Genomic DNA, 18,896 nt, shown 5'->3' with positions numbered 1-18,896 from the left:
CGCAGCCCGCAGCCCGCAGCCCGCAGCCCGCAGCCCGCAGCCCGCAGCCCGCAGCCCGCAGCCCGCAGCCCGCAGCCCGCAGCCCGCAGCGTTGCCGGGGCGTGCGCGGGGCCGCTCGGTCCGACGGTGCGCAGGGGCGCCACTGCTACGGCCGTCGGCGGCGTTCTGGCCCGGGGTGGCCTGGTCCCTTGGCTCTTGCCATGAGGAACCCGCCATCCCATGAATGGCTCTTCCGTGAACGGCCACCTCGTGTTGCGCGCACCCGTGATCTCCTGGCCCGGTTCGGGTGCTGCCTGGCCCCGGCGTGCCGCCCATGCCCGCATGCCCTGCTGTCTCGCCGAGGCACTGTTTCCCGGGCCACTACCGCTTGTGATGACCACCGCCTCGTGAGTTCCGGCTGCCTCCGTCTGCGCCGAATCGACGCTGTCCCGGTCCGCGCCGCAGCCACCCCGACGCGCGCCCGGTACTGCTCTCCGGCCGGCCAGCTGAGAGCCGCCCGACCGCCCACACCGCAGCGGCTGTGAGCGCGACCGCCCCGGTGAGGGCGGCTGCCATCGGCGTTGCCCGGGACTCCTGTGCTGCTGCCCTTGTGTGCTGGTGCCCGGGAGCCGGGCGGCCGCCCGTCGGTACCGGAAGACCGAAGACCGGCAGCAGCCGTGAGGGGCCGCCGCCGCGCATGCTCTGGGGGAGCAGCGTCAGCGGATCCAGGTAGGCCCTGCCGCGGCGCAGGCCCCAGTGGAGGCACGGTGCGCGGCAGTGGAACGGGCCGCGCTGCAAGGTGGCGACCTGCTGGCCCGCAGTGACGCGCTGGCCTTCGCGGACCGCGGCACGTACGGGTTCGTACGTCGTGCGGAGGGGCGGGCGCCCTGAGCGGGACACCTCGAGGGTCAGGACGCCGCGGCCCGCGACGGTCCCGGCATAGGCCACCCGGCCGGGCGCGGCGGCCCGCACCGGCGCACCGGGTGACGAGGCCAGGTCCACGCCGCGGTGCCCGGCCGCCCATGGTGCCGGCGGTGGCTGCCAGCCCCGTAACACCGTGGGCCGTATTCCTGCGGGCCCCGTTACCGGCCAGGCCCGGTCCTCGGCGGGTGGGCCGGTGGGTGGGGCGGCGGGTGCCGCGCTGCCGGCGCGTCCGGCCGGCGCGGGCCGAGCCGCGCCCGGAGCCTGATATCCGCCGGCGGGCCGATGGTGGTCCGTCACGCCCGCGGCTCCCGTTCCCGTTCGGTGATCGCCGTCACCCGCAGGGTGCTCATCGCCCATGAGGTGCACGCCACTGCCCAGGAGGCGTGCACTACTGCCCACGAGGTGCGCACTGCTCCTTGCGAAGTGCTCGCCACCGTCTGCGAGGTGCGTCCCGCCGTCGTCCGCGAGGCGAACTCCGGCATGCGTGAGGTGGTCGCTGAGGTGGCCACTGCCGCCCCGCGCGTGATCGCTGCGGTTCCTGGCGTGAGTCGTCGACAGCCATGTCGACTGTCCCGCTGCGGCGGGGCTCATGGCCGGGGGGACCAGGGCCGCCGCGGCCAAGGCGAGCAGCGCTGCCAGGGCCGGGGGCAGCAGGGTGCCCAGCGCGTCGGCGGGGAAGAAGCAGCTCGGTCCGTAGGCGCCCGGCTCCGTATGCGGAGGTGGAGGTGGAGGTGGGGGCAACGGCGTGGGTGGCCGGCGCCAGGGGCGGCGCCGGTGGCGGGGATGGCGGCGTCGGTGTTCCTGGGCCTGATCCGTGCCTGGCGGTGTCCTGCCGCGGAGGCCGGACGTGATCGCAGTCGCAGTCGTGGTCACGACCGCGTGTGGCACTCCACATCGCGTGTCCTGCCGCATGCCGGGGCCTCGTCCCGGGGCCGTGCCATGCGTGGCCGTGTGCCGGGCCGCGGCGGGCCGGGGTGGGTGTCGTGTGTGGTTTCGCATGGCTCGACAGTGGCGGAATGCTCCGCGGCGCGGGGATCTTGGTCCGAAGCTGTGGACAAGCGGGCGGTTGTGGACAACGGCGTCACCCTGCCGGGGGGCCGGGCTCACTCTCCCGGGGCTCGAAATGGTGCGTGTCGCCCGGTGCATCGGCAGTCCCGTACACTTCTGATGGCGATCCGGGTCACCGGGTCGACTTCGCACGCCCCGCCGTCAGTGCAGCAGTCCCGTTCGGGCAGCACGACGGCCGCGCCCCTCGGTCCTCGGACGGCTCCGCAAGGTGTCATCCCCGGCAGGCGCGTCGGGGCGTCAGGCACCGCGGCCGGCCGGCCGCAGTGGAACCGAGAACAACAAGGAGTACGGCCATGGCCGTCGTCACGATGCGGGAGCTGCTGGAGAGCGGCGTCCACTTCGGGCACCAGACCCGCCGCTGGAACCCGAAGATGAAGCGCTTCATCTTCACGGAGCGCAACGGCATCTACATCATCGACCTCCTCCAGTCGCTGTCGTACATCGACCGCGCCTACGAGTTCGTCAAGGAGACCGTCGCCCACGGCGGCTCGGTCATGTTCGTCGGCACGAAGAAGCAGGCCCAGGAGGCCATCGCCGAGCAGGCCACCCGCGTGGGCATGCCCTACGTGAACCAGCGCTGGCTCGGCGGCATGCTGACCAACTTCTCGACCGTCTACAAGCGCCTGCAGCGCCTGAAGGAGCTCGAGCAGATCGACTTCGAGGATGTGGCCGCCTCCGGCCTCACCAAGAAGGAGCTCCTGGTCCTCTCCCGCGAGAAGGCCAAGCTGGAGAAGACCCTGGGCGGTATCCGCGAGATGCAGAAGGTGCCCAGCGCCGTCTGGATCGTGGACACCAAGAAGGAGCACATTGCCGTCGGTGAGGCGCGCAAGCTCAACATCCCGGTCGTCGCGATCCTCGACACCAACTGCGACCCGGACGAGGTCGACTACAAGATCCCGGGCAACGACGACGCGATCCGCTCCGTCACCCTGCTCACCCGCGTGATCGCCGACGCCGTCGCCGAGGGCCTCATCGCCCGCTCCGGTGTCGCCACCGGCGACCAGAAGCCCGGCGACAAGGCCGCCGCCGAGCCGCTGGCCGAGTGGGAGCGTGACCTGCTCGAGGGCGAGAAGAAGGCCGACGCCGAGGCCCCCAAGGCCGAGGAGAAGCCCGCCGAGGCCGAGAAGCCGGCGGACTCCGAGCAGGCCTGACCTCAGGACCGGTTGACGACGGCGGGGGAGGGCGCGACGAGCGCCACCCCCGCCGTCCACCCGTAGATCTTTCGACTTCGAGAATTCGGGAAGAGAAGCACAGACCATGGCGAACTACACCGCCGCTGACGTCAAGAAGCTCCGCGAGCTCACCGGCGCCGGCATGCTGGACTGCAAGAAGGCGCTGGACGAGGCCGAGGGCAACGTCGAGAAGGCCGTCGAGCTGCTGCGCATCAAGGGCCAGAAGGGCGTCGCCAAGCGCGAGAGCCGTACGGCCGAGAACGGCGCCGTCGTCTCCGTCATCGCCGACGACAACTCCGCCGGCGTGCTCGTCGAGCTGAAGTGCGAGACGGACTTCGTCGCCAAGGGCGAGAAGTTCCAGGCCGTCGCCAACACGCTGGCCGCGCACGTCGCCGCGACCCGCCCCGCCGACCTGGAGGCGCTGCTCGGCTCCGAGATCGAGGCCGGCAAGACCGTCCAGGCGTACGTGGACGAGGCCAACGCCACCCTCGGCGAGAAGATCGTCCTGAACCGCTTCGCGCAGTTCGCCGACGGTTTCGTCGCGGCGTACATGCACCGCACCATGCCCGACCTCCCGCCGCAGGTCGGCGTCCTGGTCGAGCTGGACAAGGAGAACGCCGAGGTCGCCAAGGACATCGCGCAGCACATCGCCGCGTTCGGTCCGAAGTTCCTGTCCAAGGACGAGATCCCGGCCGACGTCATCGAGAACGAGCGCCGGGTCGCCGAGGCCACCGCCAAGGAGGAGGGCAAGCCCGAGGCCGCCCTTCCGAAGATCATCGAGGGCCGGGTCAACGGCTTCCTCAAGGAGAACACGCTGCTGGCGCAGCCGTTCGCCAAGGACAACAAGAAGACCGTCCAGAAGGTTCTGGACGAAGCCGGTGTCACGCTGAAGCGCTTCTCGCGCATCCGCGTCGGCGCCTGAGCCTGCCGCGAAGGCAGCGAATGACCTACGGCCCCGCTAGGGTCGTACGCAGTCGGCCGCTCAACGGCCGGCCGCAGATGTGACGAGGAGGCCATTGCCGCACAGGGATCTGGACCAGACCCACGGCAATGGCCTTCTTCGTATGTGCACGAGGAGAGCTCAATGAATCACGGTGACGACGCGCACACAGACCATGCCGGTACCGGCGGCGGTCGGCGCTTTCTGCTGAAGCTGTCGGGCGAGGCGTTCGCCGGCGGCGGCGGACTGGGTGTCGACCCCGACGTCGTGCACGCGATGGCCCGGGAGATCGCCGCCGTGGTGCGCGACGGCTACGAGATCGCCATCGTGATCGGCGGCGGCAACTTCTTCCGCGGCGCCGAGCTCCAGCAGCGCGGCATGGACCGGGCCCGGTCCGACTACATGGGCATGCTCGGCACGGTCATGAACTGTCTGGCCCTCCAGGACTTCCTGGAGAAGGAGGGCATCGACTCCCGCGTCCAGACGGCGATCACCATGGGACAGGTCGCGGAACCGTACATTCCGCTGCGTGCGGTGCGCCACCTGGAGAAGGGCCGGGTCGTCATCTTCGGCGCCGGTATGGGCATGCCGTACTTCTCCACCGACACCACCGCCGCCCAGCGCGCCCTGGAGATCGACGCCGAGGCCATGCTGATGGGCAAGAACGGTGTGGACGGGGTCTACGACTCCGACCCCAAGAAGAACCCGGACGCGGTCAAGTTCGACGCCCTCGAGTACGGCGAGGTCATCACCCGCGACCTGAAGGTCGCCGATGCCACCGCCATCACCCTGTGCCGGGACAACAAGCTCCCGATCCTCGTCTTCGAACTGCTCGCCGAGGGCAACATCGCGCGTGCGGTGAAGGGTGAGAAGATCGGCACGCTCGTCAGCGATCAGAGCACCCGGGCCTGACGGCCCCAACTGCCGTGATTCCGTACGGGCGTCGGCCCGCACGGGCGGCAACCCCCGGCCGGGGGATGACCTCGGTACGGGGATGGACAACGGCCTGCCGGTCGGACACCGTGCAGGTACACGCGCGGCAGGGGCGAGGCTCTGCTTCTTACCGAAAAGACCAGGAGCAAGTGGTGATCGAAGAGATCCTCCTCGAGGCCGAGGAGAAGATGGAGAAGGCCGTCGTGGTCGCCAAGGAGGACTTCGCCGCGATTCGCACCGGACGTGCGCACCCGGCGATGTTCAACAAGATCGTGGCGGACTACTACGGCGCGATGACGCCGATCAACCAGCTGGCGTCGTTCTCGGTGCCCGAACCGCGGATGGCCGTGGTGACCCCGTTCGACAAGAGCGCCCTGCGCAACATCGAGCAGGCGATCCGCGACTCCGACCTCGGCGTCAACCCGAGCAACGACGGCCACATCATCCGGGTGACGTTCCCCGAGCTGACCGAGGAGCGCCGCCGGGAGTTCATCAAGGTCGCCAAGAACAAGGCCGAGGACTCCAAGGTCTCGATCCGCAGCGTACGGCGCAAGGCCAAGGACGCCCTCGACAAGCTCGTCAAGGACAAGGAGAGCGGCGAGGACGAGGTCCGCCGCGCCGAGAAGGAGCTCGACGACACCACCGCGAAGTACGTCGCGCAGGTCGACGAGCTGCTCAAGCACAAGGAATCCGAGCTCCTCGAGGTCTGATGAACAAGTCATCCTGGGGGGCCTCGCCCGGCGCCGGGCGGTGGGGACCGCCCGACCACGGACCGGCCTCCTCGCTTCGCGGGGTGGCGCCGCCCGCCTCGGCGGGTCCCGTGCACGACTGGGGCGGTGCGGCGCAGACTCGGCCCATGCCCATCGTGCCCGAGCCGGGCGGACACCAGGACGACGACCGGGAACATCGGGACAACCGGGATGACCGGGATCACCCGGACGACCGGGGGGCTGCTCGACGGAGCGGCCCCCTGTTCCGCGATGAAGAGCCGCAGGAGCCCATGCCCCCCTCTATCCCCGGGTCCGACCGACCGGCGGACGCAGCGAAGCCCCAGAAGAAGAGCGCGGGCCGCAATCTGCGGGCCGCGATAGGGGTCGGTGTCGGGCTCGGCGCGGTCATCCTCGCGTCGCTCTTCGTCTACAAGCCCGTCTTCATCGGCGTGATCGTGATCGCCGTCGTCGTCGGGCTGTGGGAGCTGACCTCGCGGCTGACGGAGTGCAAGGACATCCAGGTGCCGCTGGTGCCGCTCGCGGTCGGCGGCACCGCCATGGTGATCGCCGGGTACGTACGCGGCGCCGAGGGCGCCTGGGTGGCGATGGCGCTCACCGCACTCGCCGTCCTGGTGTGGCGGATGACCGAGGCCCCGCAGAACTACCTGCGGGACGTCACCGCCGGCGTCTTCTCGGCGTTCTACGTGCCGTTCCTGGCGACCTTCGTGGCGATGATGCTGGCCGCCGGCGACGGGCCGTGGCGGGTGTTCATGTTCCTGCTGTTGACGGTCGTCAGCGACACCGGCGCGTACGCGGTCGGCTGGCGGTTCGGCAAGCACAAGCTCGCACCGCGGATCAGCCCCGGCAAGACCCGCGAGGGGCTCGTCGGCGCGGTCCTCTTCGCGATGGCCGTCGGCGCGCCGTGCATGGAGTTCCTGATCACCGACGGCGCGTGGTGGCAGGGCCTGCTGCTCGGCCTCGCGGTCGCGATCAGCGCCACCCTCGGCGACCTCGGCGAATCCATGATCAAGCGGGATCTGGGCATCAAGGACATGGGCACCCTCCTCCCGGGCCATGGCGGGATCATGGACCGGCTGGACTCCCTGCTGCCGACCGCCCCCGTGGTGTGGCTGCTGTTCGTGGTGTTCGTGGGGTCCGGCTGACGGAGGCCACGGCACCGCGCGGCGGCGAGCCGCGCACCGGACACAGCGTGGGGGCCGGCCGGACGGCCCCAGGTACCCTGGAAGGGCCCGTCGCCATCGGCAGCGGGCCCTTTTCCGGCCCCGCCACCGCGCGGACGGCCCTGACCTGCGAGATCTCCGGGTTCCGGGATCGCCCCGCCCCCGGCTCCGCGACAGCGGAGATCACCCGCCCCCGTCGCAACGAGGAGTTCCGCCCATGGCACCGCCCGAGCCCGGTGTGCTGACGTTCGTCGCCCCGCGCGGCGCCAAGAAGCCCCCTCGGCACCTCGCCGACCTCAGCCCCGCAGAACGCCGCGAGGCGGTGGCCGCGATCGGCGAGAAGCCGTTCCGCGCCAAACAGCTGTCGCAGCACTACTTCGCCCGTTACGCACACGACCCGGCGCAGTGGACCGACATCCCGGCGGCGGCGCGCGAGAAGCTGGCGAGCGAACTGCTGCCGGAACTGATGAGCGTCGTACGGCACATCTCGTGCGACGACGACACCACCCGCAAGACCCTGTGGAAGCTGCACGACGGCACGCTCGTCGAGTCGGTGCTGATGCGCTACCCGGACCGGGTCACCATGTGCATCTCCTCGCAGGCCGGCTGCGGTATGAACTGCCCGTTCTGCGCCACCGGGCAGGCGGGGCTGGACCGCAACCTGTCCACCGCGGAGATCGTGCACCAGATCGTCGACGGGATGCGCGCGCTGCGCGACGGCGAGGTGCCCGGCGGACCGGCACGGCTGTCCAACATCGTCTTCATGGGGATGGGCGAGCCGCTGGCCAACTACAACAGGGTCGTCGGCGCGATCCGGCGGCTGACCGACCCCGAGCCGGACGGACTGGGACTGTCCCAGCGCGGCATCACGGTCTCCACGGTCGGCCTCGTCCCGGCGATGCGGCGGTTCGCGGACGAGGGCCTCAAGTGCCGGCTGGCGGTCTCGCTGCACGCACCGGACGACGAACTGCGCGACACCCTCGTGCCCGTCAACACCCGCTGGAAGGTCCGCGAGGTGCTGGACGCGGCCTGGGAGTACGCGGAGAAGTCCGGACGGCGCATCTCGGTCGAGTACGCCCTGATCCGGGACATCAACGACCAGGCCTGGCGCGGTGACCTGCTGGGACGGCTGCTCAAGGGCAACCGCGTCCATGTGAACCTCATCCCGCTGAACCCCACCCCGGGGTCGAAGTGGACCGCCTCGCGCCCCGAGGACGAGCGGGCCTTCGTCCGGGCCATCGAGGCACACGGCGTGCCGGTGACCGTCCGTGACACCCGCGGTCAGGAGATCGACGGCGCCTGCGGGCAGCTGGCCGCCTCGGAGCGCTGAGCACCCGCTGGTACGGTGTGGTCGAACAAACGCACATTCCGACAGGGGAGCGCCACAGCGCTGAGAGTGCGGAAGCGTCGTAGCCCTACGGTGCCCGCAGACCCTTGAACCTCGCCCGGGTCATTCCGGGTAGGAAGTTCGGTCGTCACTCATGCTGTTGCGCCCTGCCCGGAGTCCCCTCCGTATCCACACGTCCCCGGACGTCGCGAGCCGCGGACACCGGGCGGGGCCGCGTCTCTTCCTGGCCAGCCAGGAGGAATCAGTGAGCACCACCAGCAGGATCACCGCGACAGCCGTCGCCGCCGCGGTCGGAATGACCGCACTCGCCGCATGCGGCGGCACCGGCGGGGAGAGCACGGACGCCAGGACCGTCACCCTCGTCAGCCATGACTCGTTCAACGCCTCCCGGTCCGTCCTCGCCGCCTTCGAGAAGGAGAGCGGCTACAAGGTGAAGGTCCTCAAGGGCGGCGACGCCGGCAAGGCCGTCAACCAGGCGATCCTCACCAAGGACAACCCGCAGGGCGACGTCCTCTTCGGCATCGACAACACCCTCCTCTCCCGCGGTCTGGACGCCGGCCTGTTCACCCCGTACAAGGCCAAGGGCCTGGACGACGTCCCCGAAGCGCTGCGGCTCGACCAGGACCGGCACCGCGTCACCCCGCTCGACTACGGCGACACCTGCGTCAACTACGACCGCGCGTACTTCACCCGGCACCACCTCGCGCCGCCGAAGACCTTCGACGATCTCCTCAAGCCGCAGTACAAGGGGCTGCTCGTCACCGAGAACGCCGCGACCTCCTCCCCGGGCCTCGCCTTCCAGCTCGCCACCGTCGCCGCTTACGGCAAGGACCACTGGCCGGACTACTGGAAGAAGCTCAAGGCCAACGGCGTCGAGGTGGTCGACGGCTGGGAACAGGCCTACAACGAGCGGTTCTCGGGCTCCGCCGCCGGCCGGGGCAAGGGCGACAAGCCGCTGGTGGTGTCCTACGCCTCCAGCCCGCCCGTCGAGGTGCTCGGCAAGAAGCCCGCGCCCGAGGAGGCCCCCACCGGAGTCGCGACCGGCACCTGCTTCCGGCAGATCGAGTTCGGCGGGCTCCTGCGGGGCGCGAAGAACGAGAAGGGCGGCAAGGCACTGCTGGACTTCCTGCTGAGCCGGCGGTTCCAGGAGGACGTGCCGCTGCAGATGTTCGTCAACCCGGCACGCCGGGACGCCAAGCTGCCGGAGCTGTTCACCCGGTACGGCGCGACGGTCGACAAGCCGATGACCCTGGCCCCCGAGACGATCACCAAGAACCGTGAACGGTGGATCAAGCAGTGGTCCTCGCTCGTACTGAAGTAACCGAAGCAGCCGAGGCAACCCAAGCAGCCGAAGCAGCCGCCGCCCGGCGCCGGGGGACCAGGCGGGCCACGGCCGTCCGGCTCGGCCTGATGGCGGTGCCGCTCGCGTTCTTTGCGCTGTTCTTCGGCTACCCGGTCGGCGCGATCGTCGGGCGGGGACTCAAGGACGGCGGGCAGTGGCAGCTCGGCCGCTTCGGGGCGGTGCTCGGCGATCCGGACGTCGCGCACGTGCTGTGGTTCACCGTCTGGCAGGCCGCCGCCTCGACCGCGCTGACCCTGCTGATCGCCCTGCCCGGCGCGTACGTCTTCGCACGCTTCGACTTCCCCGGCAAACAGCTGCTGCGGGCGGTCGTGGCGGTCCCGTTCGTGCTGCCGACCGTCGTCGTCGGCTCCGCCTTCCTGGCGCTGACCGGCCGGGGCGGACTCCTCGACGACCTGTGGGGCGTGCGCCTGGACACCTCGGTCTGGGCGATCCTGCTCGCGCACGTCTTCTTCAACTACGCGGTGGTGGTACGCACCGTCGGCGGGCTGTGGGCGCAGCTCGACCCGCGGCAGGAAGAGGCCGCGCGGGTGCTCGGCGCCGGACGGTTCGCGGCCTGGCGGCGGGTGACCCTGCCCGCCCTGGGACCGGCCGTCGCCGCCGCCGCCCTGATGGTCTTCCTCTTCACCTTCACCTCCTTCGGGGTGGTGCAGATCCTCGGCGGCCCCGCCTTCTCCACCCTGGAGGTGGAGATCTACCGGCAGACCGCCGACTTCCTGGACCTGCCGACCGCCGCGGTCCTCACCATGATCCAGTTCGCGGCGGTGCTGGCCGTCCTGGCGCTGCACGCCTGGACCGTGCGCCGCAGGGAAGCCACCCTGCGGCTGGCCGACGCCGCACGCACCGCGCACCGGCCGCGCGGCCCCGGCCAGTGGGCGCTGCTGTGCGGGACGCTCCTGGTCGTCGCCCTGCTGCTGATCGTGCCGCTGGCCGTGCTCGTGGAACGGTCGTTCGCCGGCCCGGACGGCCACGGAACCGTCTTCTACACCTCGCTGGGCTCCGCCGCGGCCGCCGACAGCACCTTCGCCGTCGCCCCCCTGGACGCCGTGTGGAACTCCCTCGCCTACGGGGCGGCCGCCACCGTCATCGCGCTGGTGGTGGGCGGACTGGCCGCCGCCGCGCTGACCGTCCGCACCCGCCGGGACGGGGGAGCGGCCGGCCGGCTCGTCCGCGGCTTCGACGCCCTGCTGATGCTGCCCCTCGGCGTCTCCGCGGTCACCGTCGGCTTCGGCTTCCTGATCACCCTCGACGAGCCGCCGCTGGACCTGCGCTCCTCCTGGTGGCTGGTCCCGCTCGCCCAGGCGCTGGTGGGGGTGCCGTTCGTGGTCCGCACGATGCTCCCGGTCCTGCGGGCCGTCGACGGGCGGCTGCGCGAGGCCGCCGCCGTCCTCGGCGCCTCGCCGTGGCGGGTGTGGCGCGAGGTGGATCTGCCGATCGTCCGCCGGGCCGTACTGATCGCGGCCGGATTCGCCTTCGCCGTCTCACTCGGCGAGTTCGGCGCGACGGTCTTCCTCGCCCGGCCCGACCGCCCGACGCTCCCCGTGGCCGTGGCACGGCTGCTGGGGCGGGCCGGCGAGCTCAACTACGGGCAGGCGATGGCCCTGTCGACCCTCTTGATGGTGGTGTGCGCCGGTGCCCTGCTGGCCCTGGAGCGCGCCCGGACCAGTCACTCCGGGGAGTTCTAGATGACGGCACAGCCCGACACCACGGGCCGGGAGCTGCTGCGGCTGGGCGGGGTGACCGTCCGCTTCGGCCCCTCCGGGCGCCCCGCGCTCGACGCGGTGGACCTGGACGTCGCCGCACAGGAGATCGTGTGCGTACTGGGGCCGTCCGGAAGCGGCAAGTCCACCCTGCTGCGGGTGGTGGCCGGCCTCCAACCGGCCGATTCCGGACGGGTGCTGCTGGCGGGCCGGGACCAGACGGCGGTGCCCGCACACCGGCGCGGCGTCGGGCTGATGTTCCAGGACCACCAGCTCTTCCCGCAGCGCGACGTCGCGGGCAATGTCGCCTTCGGGCTGCGGATGCGGCGCTCCTCGCGCGCCGAACAGGCCCGTACGGTCGCCGAGCTGCTGGACCTCGTCGGGCTGCCGGGCGCCCAACGCCGCGCCGTGGCCTCCCTGTCCGGCGGTGAACAGCAGCGGGTCGCCCTGGCCCGGGCCCTCGCCCCCCGCCCCCGGTTGCTGATGCTGGACGAGCCGCTCGGCCAGCTCGACCGCGGCCTGCGGGAACGGCTCGTCGTCGAACTCCGCCGGCTCTTCCGGGAACTGGGCACGACCGTCCTCGCCGTCACCCACGACCAGGGCGAGGCGTTCGCGCTCGCCGACCGGGTCGTCGTGATGAAGGACGGCCGGATCGCCCAGACCGGCACCCCGCTGGAGGTCTGGCAACGGCCGGCCACCGAATTCGTCGCCCGCTTCCTCGGCTTCGACAATGTCGTCGAAGCGACCGTACGGGGCGAGGCCGCCGCCACCCCCTGGGGCCGCGTACCGGTCCCGGCCGGCACCCCGGACGGGCCGTGCCGCCTGCTCGTCCGGCCGGCCGGGGTACGGCTCGCCCCCGCCGGCGGCGGCCTGCCCGCCACGGTCACCGCCCGCACCTTCCGCGGCACCCATGTCGCGCTGCTGCTCCAGCCGGACCGCGGACCGCAGCTGGAAGCGGCCTGCGCCCTGCGGGACGCCCCGGAAGTGGGGGCGCGGACGGGCATCGCCTTCGCCGCACAGGACGTCGTGGTGCTGGGGCGCCTCTGACCGGATCCCCGCGGCGCCGGACCGTCCCTACGCGGCGCCGGACCGTCCCTACGAGGAGCCGGCGCGACTGCCCGCGAGGGGCTGAGCGGCCTCCGCCCCCGCCCCGCCGGACGCGGCCGCTCCGGGCGACGCCGCCGCCTCCGGCCCCGGCTCCGGTTCGCCGAACCAGGCGACCGCGACGGCCCCGGCCACGGCCACCACGAAGCCCAGCACCGCGACCCAGGCGAAGCCCGGCCGGGACGAGTCGCCGAGCCACAGAACGCCGAGGATGCCCGGGATCACCGTCTCGCCCACGACCAGCGCCGCCGTGGCACCGTTCACCGAACCGATCTGCAGGGCGACCGTATGCAGGTACATGCCCCCGATGCCCGCCACCAGAATCGCGTAGAGGGCGGGGTCACCGAGCAGCGTGCCCAGGTCGAACGGGGCCACGCCGTTCAGCATCCGTACCCCGACACCGATCGCGCCGAAGCCCAGACCGGAGAGCAGACCGGCCAGGATCGCGGCACGTGCCCCCAGGAGCCGCACGATCAGCGTGCCGCCTCCCATGAGCACGACGGACGCGATGAGCAGCCACCAGTGTGTGGCGTCCGGGGTGTGGCCGCCGCCCTCCGGCCCGGCGGCCGTGGCGAGCAGCACCAGCGCCGAGCAGACCACGGCGATGGAGCCCCACTCCGCCCGGCTGAGCCGGATGCCGAGCAGCTTGATGCTGAGGACGGCGGTGATCACGAGGTTGGCGCTGATCACGGTCTGGGAGAGGAACAGCGGCAGCAGCCGGGCCGCCCACGCGCCCAGCCCGAAGCCTATGAAGTCCAGCACCGTGCCCACCATGAACTCCCAGGTCACGGCGGCCTTCGCGGTGGAGGAGAGGCTGGGGCCGCCGTGCTGGGTGACACCGGTGGTGGAAGCCTTGGCCGCCTCCCGGCGAGCGGACTTGCGCGACCCCACCGCCTGCAGGACCGAACCTGTGCCGTAGCAGGCCGAGGCCGCCACAGCTGTCAGAAGGCCGATGATCACCAAGAGCTCCGTTCGCCCGTTGCCAGCATTACCTGTTCATTACCTGGCCTGGCAGACGCTCATTTCGGGACGGGAGTTGCCTCAGAAGGGCAAACAGCTCGTACGACCGTGAGAAAGCGCCGGGTCGGAGCCTCCGGCTCGGTTCACCGCGTCAGCGGAAGCGTCTCACCGCGTCAGCGGAAGCGTCGCCATCTCGGCCACCGTCCACGTCAGCGGAGCCATGACGACCACCAGGGACAGCACCCGCAGCGCCGCGGCTCTGCGGAGCACCGAGGCGGACGCGCCCAGGCGGCGCAGCGCGGCGGTGGTGTGGGCGCGGGCCGCGCGGGATTCGACGGCCGCGGTGAGCGCACTGGCGGTGACACAGGCGAGGACGACGGCCGCCCCGATGGCGGTCAGCGGCCCGAAAGGACGGGCGGGCGAGGCGTCGTAGAACTTCGCGGCGGCGTAGCCGGCGGCGGCGACCGCGCACAGGACGCCCAGCGGACGGCCCAGGCGGTGCGACTCCTCCTGGAGGACCCGTCCCGAGAGCAGGCGCAGCGCACCGGGACGCCCGGCGCACAGGAGACGGCCGCACAGGTGCACCAGACCGGCACCGGCCAGGACGAGGCCGGCGACGGACAGGGCCCAGCCGCCCAGCACGCCCGGAGGGCTGCCGACCAGCCGGCCCGGCAGCGGCAGCAGCCCGTCGTGGGATGCGGCGGCCGGACCGGCGTAGGCCTCGATCGCCAGGCCCGCCGCGGCCACCGCGATGCCCCACGGCAGGCCGGAGGGCGGCGCGGTCCGGGGGAGGGGCTCGGCATCGGGGGAGCCGGCCTCGTCGCGGGGGCGCAGGGAGACGGCGGTCGCGACGGCGGCGGTCAGCGGGACGAGCGCGAGCAGCATCAGGGCGCCGGCGAGCGGCAACGGATGGCCGGCGCCGAGCTGACCGGCGCCGATACCGAAGGACGGGCCGGTGGAGCCGCCGAGGTCGCCGCGCAGGCGGAAGAAGACGACCAGGGCGAGGAGGGCGCCGAGCAGGCAGGTCAGCGCGGTGGAGGCGGTGGCCAGCAGAGTGAGCCGGAGGGGACCCAGGCCGGCGGCGGTCATCCCGCGCTGCGGCCGGGCGGCGGGGTCCGTACGGGCCGTGGACACCGCGAACTGTGCGGTGGCGGCGAGCGGGGCGGCGCACCACAGGAGGCGCACCAGCGATTCGTCGGCCGCGGCCGGGTGGCCGGCGGCGTGCCCGACGGTGGACAGCAGGAGGAAGCCGGTACCGGCCGCCGCCGCGGCGACACAGAGCCGGCGCAGCAGGACAAGGGGGTGAGAGCCGCGGGCTAGACGGAGAGCGAGCACTCTGCCCTGCTTTCCTCATCGGAGGAGCCGGTGGTGGCGGAGGTGACGGTGGACGGACGGCCGTCGAGGAGACCGGCCGACCGGTCCGCGAGCGTGGCGGCCTCCGGGTCGTGGGTCGCCAGGACCACGGTGATCTGGTGCGAGCGGGCGGCGGTGGTGAGCGTCCGCAGCACCTGGGTGCCGTCGGTGCGGTGCAGCGGGGCGGTCGGCTCGTCCGCGAACAGCACCTGCGGGGTGATGGCGAGCGCGCGGGCGATGGCGACGCGCTGGCGCTGGGACTGGTCGAGCTGCCCGGGGCGGCGGCGGGCACACGTACCGACGTCGAGGCGGTCGAGCCACTCCAGGGCGGTGTGTTTCGCGGGGCGGCTGCCGGTGCCGCGCAGCAGCAGCGGCAGGGCGGCGTTCTCCCAGACGGTGAGTTCGGGCACGAGGTGGGGTTCGGTGTCGATCCAGCCGAACCGGTCCAGGCGCAGCCGTTCGCGGCTGGGGGAGGAGAGCGTGTGCACGGGCGCGCTGTTGAACCACACCTCGCCCTCGGTGGGGACGAGCTGACCCGACAGACACCTCAGCAGCGTCGTCTTGCCGCTGCCGCGCGGGCCGGTGACGGCGAGGATCTCGCCCTCGCGGACGCCGAGGGAGACGCCTGCCAGGGCGGTGGTACCGCCATAGGTGTGGTGCAGGCCGCGAGCCCAGAGAACGTCGTTGTCAGGCGGGGCCACCATCTGCGCACCTCGTGATTGTTCGCATCGTTTCGTTCCCCCAGGCGGGTGAACGACCGGGGACGGTATCGGTCACTAGCACGGTAAGGACTGGTGACCCCCGGTATTCGGCGCTTGGCAGCACAACGGCCCAGATTCACTCGTATGGCTTGAAGTGAGTGAACCCGGGCCGCCGGGGTGAGGGGTGCGTCAGCCGGGCGCCGGCGCAGCGAACCGGCACCGGAGGACGGGTGGCGGAGGGGTGGCCGTCAGAGCTTGGCCCAGGCCTCCGTGAGGACCGTCCGCAGAATCTGCTCGATCTCGTCGAAGACCGGCTGGTCGGCGATGAGCGGCGGGGCGAGCTGGACGACCGGGTCGCCGCGGTCGTCGGCGCGGCAGTACAGACCGTTGTCGAACAGGGCCTGGGAGAGGAAGCCGTAGAGGACGCGCTCGGTCTCCTCCTCGTTGAAGGACTCCTTGGTGGCCTTGTCCTTGACGAGCTCGATGCCGTAGAAGAAGCCGTTGCCCCGTACGTCGCCGACGATCGGCAGGTCGTGCAGCTTCTGCAGGGTGCTCAGGAAGTTGCCCTCGTTGTCGAGGACGTGCTGGTTGAGGCCCTCGCGCTCGAAGATGTCGAGGTTGGCGAGGCCGACGGCCGCGGAGACCGGGTGGCCGCCGAAGGTGTAGCCGTGCAGGAAGGTGTTGTCGCCCCGGTAGAACGGCTCGGCCAGGCGGTCCGAGACGATGCAGGCGCCGATCGGGGAGTAGCCCGAGGTCATGCCCTTGGCGCAGGTGATCATGTCCGGCACGTAGCCGAACTTGTCGCAGGCGAACATCGTGCCCAGCCGGCCGAAGGCGCAGATGACCTCGTCGGAGACGAGCAGCACGTCGTACCGGTCACAGATCTCGCGGACCCGCTGGAAGTAGCCGGGCGGCGGCGGGAAGCAGCCGCCGGCGTTCTGCACCGGCTCCAGGAAGACCGCGGCCACCGTCTCCGGGCCCTCGAAGAGGATCTGCTGCTCGATCTGGTCGGCCGCCCAGCGGCCGAAGGCCTCGGGATCGTCACCGTGGATCGGGGCACGGTAGATGTTGGTGTTGGGGACCTTGTGCGCGCCGGGGACCAGCGGCTCGAAGGGGGCCTTCAGAGCGGGCAGGCCGGTGATCGACAGGGCGCCCTGAGGAGTGCCGTGGTAGGCCACCGCGCGGGATATGACCTTGTGCTTGGTGGGCTTGCCGGTGAGCTTGAAGTACTGCTTGGCCAGCTTCCAGGCGGTCTCGACGGCCTCACCGCCACCGGTGGTGAAGAAGACCTTGTTGAGGTCACCGGGGGCGTGGTGGGCCAGCCGCTCGGCCAGCTCCACGGCCCGGGGGTGCGCGTAGGACCACACGGGGAAGAAGGCCAGTTCCTGCGCCTGCTTGAAGGCGGTCTCGGCGAGCTCGACCCGGCCGTGGCCGGCGTTGACCACGAACAGGCCGGCCAGGCCGTCGATGTAGCGCTTGCCCTTGTCGTCGAAGATGTGGGTGCCCTCACCGCGCACGATCGTGGGCACGGGGGCGTTCTCGTACGACGACATGCGGGTGAAGTGCATCCACAGATGGTCGTAGGCCGTTGCGGAGAGGTCGCGCTCACTCATGTGCTATCTCGTTCCCCAGGTATAGGTCTGCTTCCGGAGCTTGAGGTAGACGAAGCTCTCGGTGGACCGCACGCCGGGCAGCGTGCGGATCCGCTTGTTGATCATTTCCAGCAGGTGGTCGTCGTCCTCGCAGACGATCTCGATGAGGAGGTCGAAGGAGCCGGCCGTCATGACGACGTACTCGACCTCCTCCATGCCCGTCAGGGCGTCGGCCACGGGATCGAGGTCGCCCTCGACGTTGATGCCGACCATGGCCTGCCGGCGGAAACCGACCGTGAGGGGGTCGGTGACCGCGACGATCTGCATGACGCCTTGGTCGAGCAGCTTCTGTACGCGCTGCCGCACCGCCGCCTCGGACAGGCCGACGGCCTTGCCGATCGCGGCGTACGGGCGGCGCCCGTCCTCCTGGAGCTGCTCGATGATCGCCAAGGAGACGGAATCGATCGACGGAGTGCCGGTTCTGTCGTGTGTGTTTCGAGAAGGCGCCACGTCCTTCACTGTGCACGAGCCTCGTAGGTCTCGCAACCCCGAATCGATGAAATCAGTTGTGTCGAGGTCGAATATTCACTGATTCCGTTGTTCGTGAGTGGCGGGTATGTCGAAAACGTGGTGCCCCTGGCTAGGGTGGACCCACAAACCACCGGACATCTGAATGAAGGGGGCGCACAGTGACCACCGCACTGCGTCGTCTGCGCAACTACATCGACGGGGAGTTCCGGGACGCCGCCGACGGCCGGACCACGGAGGTGGTCAACCCCGCGACCGGCGAGCCGTACGCCACCGCCCCGCTCTCGGGCGCCGCCGACGTGGACGCCGCGATGGCCGCCGCCGAGGCCGCCTTCCCCGTCTGGCGTGACGTCATCCCCGCCGAGCGTCAGAAAGTCCTGCTCAAGATCGCCGACCGCTTCGAGGAGCGCGCCGAGGAACTGATCGCCGCCGAGTCCGAGAACTGCGGCAAGCCGATCGCCCTCGTACGCTCCGAGGAGATCCCGCCGATGGTGGACCAGATCCGCTTCTTCGCGGGGGCCGCCCGGATGCTGGAGGGCCGCTCGGCCGGCGAGTACATGGAGGGCTTCACCTCCCTCATCCGCCGCGAACCGGTCGGCGTCTGCGCCCAGGTCGCGCCGTGGAACTACCCGATGATGATGGCCGTCTGGAAGTTCGCCCCGGCGCTGGCCGCGGGCAACACCGTCGTCCTCAAGCCCTCCGACACCACCCCGGCCTCGACGGTGCTGATCGCCGAGATCATCGGCGGGGTACTGGACGAGTTCGGCCACCCCCGCGGCGTGTTCAACGTCATCTGCGGTGACCGCGACACCGGCCGCCTCATGGTCGAGCACGACATCCCGGCGATGGCCTCCATCACGGGTTCCGTCCGCGCCGGCATGCAGGTCGCCGAATCCGCCTCCAAGGACCTCAAGCGGGTCCACCTGGAGCTGGGCGGCAAGGCTCCGGTCGTCGTCTTCGAGGACACCGACATCGCCAAGGCCGTCGAGGACATCTCCGTCGCCGGGTACTTCAACGCCGGCCAGGACTGTACGGCCGCGACCCGGGTGCTCGTCCAGGAGTCCATCCACGACGAGTTCGTCGCCGCGCTCGCCAAGGCCGCCTCGGAGACCCGGACCGGTGCGATCGACGACGAGGACGTCCTCTACGGCCCGCTGAACAACGCCCACCAGCTCCAGCAGGTCAAGGGCTTCATCGACCGGCTGCCCGCGCACGCCAAGATCGAGGCGGGCGGCGAACAGGTCGGCGAGAAGGGCTACTTCTTCGCCCCCACCGTCATCTCCGGCCTCAAGCAGGACGACGACATCATCCAGCACGAGGTCTTCGGCCCCGTCATCACCGTG

General features: G+C 71.2%; 16 protein-coding genes and 1 riboswitch. Of the genes, 10 read left to right on the top strand and 6 right to left on the bottom strand.

Annotated features, from left to right (window positions below; translation table 11 throughout):
* Positions 1-360: 360 nt before the first annotated feature.
* Positions 361-951 carry a M23 family metallopeptidase gene (locus AZE13_RS34435; protein WP_258528007.1) on the bottom strand — a complete coding sequence of 197 codons (591 nt, stop codon included), beginning with the start codon at positions 949-951 and terminating at the stop codon, positions 361-363.
* Positions 952-2,264: 1,313 nt separating this feature from the next.
* Here AZE13_RS34435 and rpsB point away from each other — a divergent pair.
* The 9 genes from rpsB (at position 2,265) to AZE13_RS26285 (ending at position 12,362) form a co-directional block, all read left to right on the top strand.
* Positions 2,265-3,122 (top strand): 30S ribosomal protein S2, encoded by an 858-nt coding sequence (gene rpsB, locus AZE13_RS26325; RefSeq protein ID WP_066937028.1) that lies wholly within the window; start codon positions 2,265-2,267, stop codon positions 3,120-3,122.
* A gap of 106 nt (positions 3,123-3,228) precedes the next feature.
* A complete protein-coding gene (gene tsf / locus AZE13_RS26320; protein ID WP_066937025.1) occupies positions 3,229-4,065 on the top strand; it encodes a translation elongation factor Ts in 837 nt (278 codons plus the stop codon).
* Positions 4,066-4,227: 162 nt separating this feature from the next.
* On the top strand, positions 4,228-4,995 hold the full coding sequence (gene pyrH, locus AZE13_RS26315; RefSeq protein WP_066937022.1) for a UMP kinase: 768 nt from the start codon (positions 4,228-4,230) through the stop codon (positions 4,993-4,995).
* Between the two features lie 173 nt (positions 4,996-5,168).
* On the top strand, positions 5,169-5,726 hold the full coding sequence (frr, locus tag AZE13_RS26310; protein ID WP_066937189.1) for a ribosome recycling factor: 558 nt from the start codon (positions 5,169-5,171) through the stop codon (positions 5,724-5,726).
* Positions 5,726-6,889, top strand: coding sequence for a phosphatidate cytidylyltransferase (locus AZE13_RS26305; RefSeq protein WP_079124384.1), 1,164 nt, complete (start codon positions 5,726-5,728; stop codon positions 6,887-6,889). The genes frr and AZE13_RS26305 overlap by 1 nt, the downstream gene beginning before the upstream one ends.
* 235 nt (positions 6,890-7,124) lie before the next feature.
* Positions 7,125-8,237, top strand: a complete 1,113-nt coding sequence (gene rlmN / locus AZE13_RS26300; protein ID WP_066937015.1) for a 23S rRNA (adenine(2503)-C(2))-methyltransferase RlmN — start codon at positions 7,125-7,127, stop codon at positions 8,235-8,237.
* 33 nt (positions 8,238-8,270) lie between these two features.
* Positions 8,271-8,391: riboswitch (TPP riboswitch) on the top strand.
* 108 nt (positions 8,392-8,499) lie between these two features.
* Positions 8,500-9,576, top strand: a complete 1,077-nt coding sequence (locus tag AZE13_RS26295) for a thiamine ABC transporter substrate binding subunit (RefSeq protein WP_066937012.1) — start codon at positions 8,500-8,502, stop codon at positions 9,574-9,576.
* A gap of 89 nt (positions 9,577-9,665) precedes the next feature.
* The gene (locus tag AZE13_RS26290; protein ID WP_066937009.1) at positions 9,666-11,300 is read left to right on the top strand and encodes an ABC transporter permease; all 1,635 of its coding nucleotides are present in this window, start codon (positions 9,666-9,668) and stop codon (positions 11,298-11,300) included.
* Entirely contained in the window at positions 11,301-12,362 is a 1,062-nt protein-coding gene (locus AZE13_RS26285) for an ABC transporter ATP-binding protein (RefSeq protein WP_066937007.1), read from the top strand.
* Between the two features lie 48 nt (positions 12,363-12,410).
* On the opposite strand, the gene AZE13_RS26280 is transcribed toward AZE13_RS26285, so the two are convergent.
* From AZE13_RS26280 to AZE13_RS26260, 5 genes are all read right to left on the bottom strand, one after another.
* Positions 12,411-13,379 (bottom strand): hypothetical protein, encoded by a 969-nt coding sequence (locus AZE13_RS26280; RefSeq protein WP_079124389.1) that lies wholly within the window; start codon positions 13,377-13,379, stop codon positions 12,411-12,413.
* A 165-nt stretch (positions 13,380-13,544) separates the two neighbouring features.
* Entirely contained in the window at positions 13,545-14,714 is a 1,170-nt protein-coding gene (locus AZE13_RS26275; protein ID WP_066937004.1) for a hypothetical protein, read from the bottom strand.
* A complete protein-coding gene (locus tag AZE13_RS26270; RefSeq protein WP_066937001.1) occupies positions 14,696-15,436 on the bottom strand; it encodes an ABC transporter ATP-binding protein in 741 nt (246 codons plus the stop codon). The genes AZE13_RS26275 and AZE13_RS26270 overlap by 19 nt, the downstream gene beginning before the upstream one ends.
* Positions 15,437-15,681: 245 nt before the next feature.
* Positions 15,682-17,046, bottom strand: a complete 1,365-nt coding sequence (locus tag AZE13_RS26265; RefSeq protein WP_066936998.1) for an aspartate aminotransferase family protein — start codon at positions 17,044-17,046, stop codon at positions 15,682-15,684.
* Positions 17,047-17,049: 3 nt separating this feature from the next.
* On the bottom strand, positions 17,050-17,544 hold the full coding sequence (locus AZE13_RS26260; protein WP_066936996.1) for an Lrp/AsnC family transcriptional regulator: 495 nt from the start codon (positions 17,542-17,544) through the stop codon (positions 17,050-17,052).
* Between the two features lie 170 nt (positions 17,545-17,714).
* Between AZE13_RS26260 and AZE13_RS26255 the strand changes: the two genes are divergently transcribed.
* Positions 17,715-18,896, top strand: a 1,182-nt coding sequence (locus AZE13_RS26255; RefSeq protein WP_066936993.1) for an aldehyde dehydrogenase family protein, incomplete at its 3' end; no start/stop codon positions are given.

It is taken from the genome of Streptomyces sp. NBRC 110611 (assembly GCF_001590865.1).
Lineage (GTDB): Bacteria > Actinomycetota > Actinomycetes > Streptomycetales > Streptomycetaceae > Streptomyces.
Note: the sequence above shows the minus strand (reverse complement) of the source record. Positions and strands in the feature narration are given on the sequence as shown.

Coding starts and splice junctions, on each gene's coding strand:
- rpsB (WP_066937028.1), top strand. CDS start 2,265: ATGGCCGTCGTCACGATGCGGGAGCTGCTGGAGAGCGGCGTCCACTTC.
- AZE13_RS26265 (WP_066936998.1), bottom strand. CDS start 17,046: ATGAGTGAGCGCGACCTCTCCGCAACGGCCTACGACCATCTGTGGATG.
- AZE13_RS26290 (WP_066937009.1), top strand. CDS start 9,666: ATGGCGGTGCCGCTCGCGTTCTTTGCGCTGTTCTTCGGCTACCCGGTC.
- AZE13_RS26270 (WP_066937001.1), bottom strand. CDS start 15,436: ATGGTGGCCCCGCCTGACAACGACGTTCTCTGGGCTCGCGGCCTGCAC.
- AZE13_RS26285 (WP_066937007.1), top strand. CDS start 11,301: ATGACGGCACAGCCCGACACCACGGGCCGGGAGCTGCTGCGGCTGGGC.
- pyrH (WP_066937022.1), top strand. CDS start 4,228: ATGAATCACGGTGACGACGCGCACACAGACCATGCCGGTACCGGCGGC.
- tsf (WP_066937025.1), top strand. CDS start 3,229: ATGGCGAACTACACCGCCGCTGACGTCAAGAAGCTCCGCGAGCTCACC.
- AZE13_RS26305 (WP_079124384.1), top strand. CDS start 5,726: ATGAACAAGTCATCCTGGGGGGCCTCGCCCGGCGCCGGGCGGTGGGGA.
- rlmN (WP_066937015.1), top strand. CDS start 7,125: ATGGCACCGCCCGAGCCCGGTGTGCTGACGTTCGTCGCCCCGCGCGGC.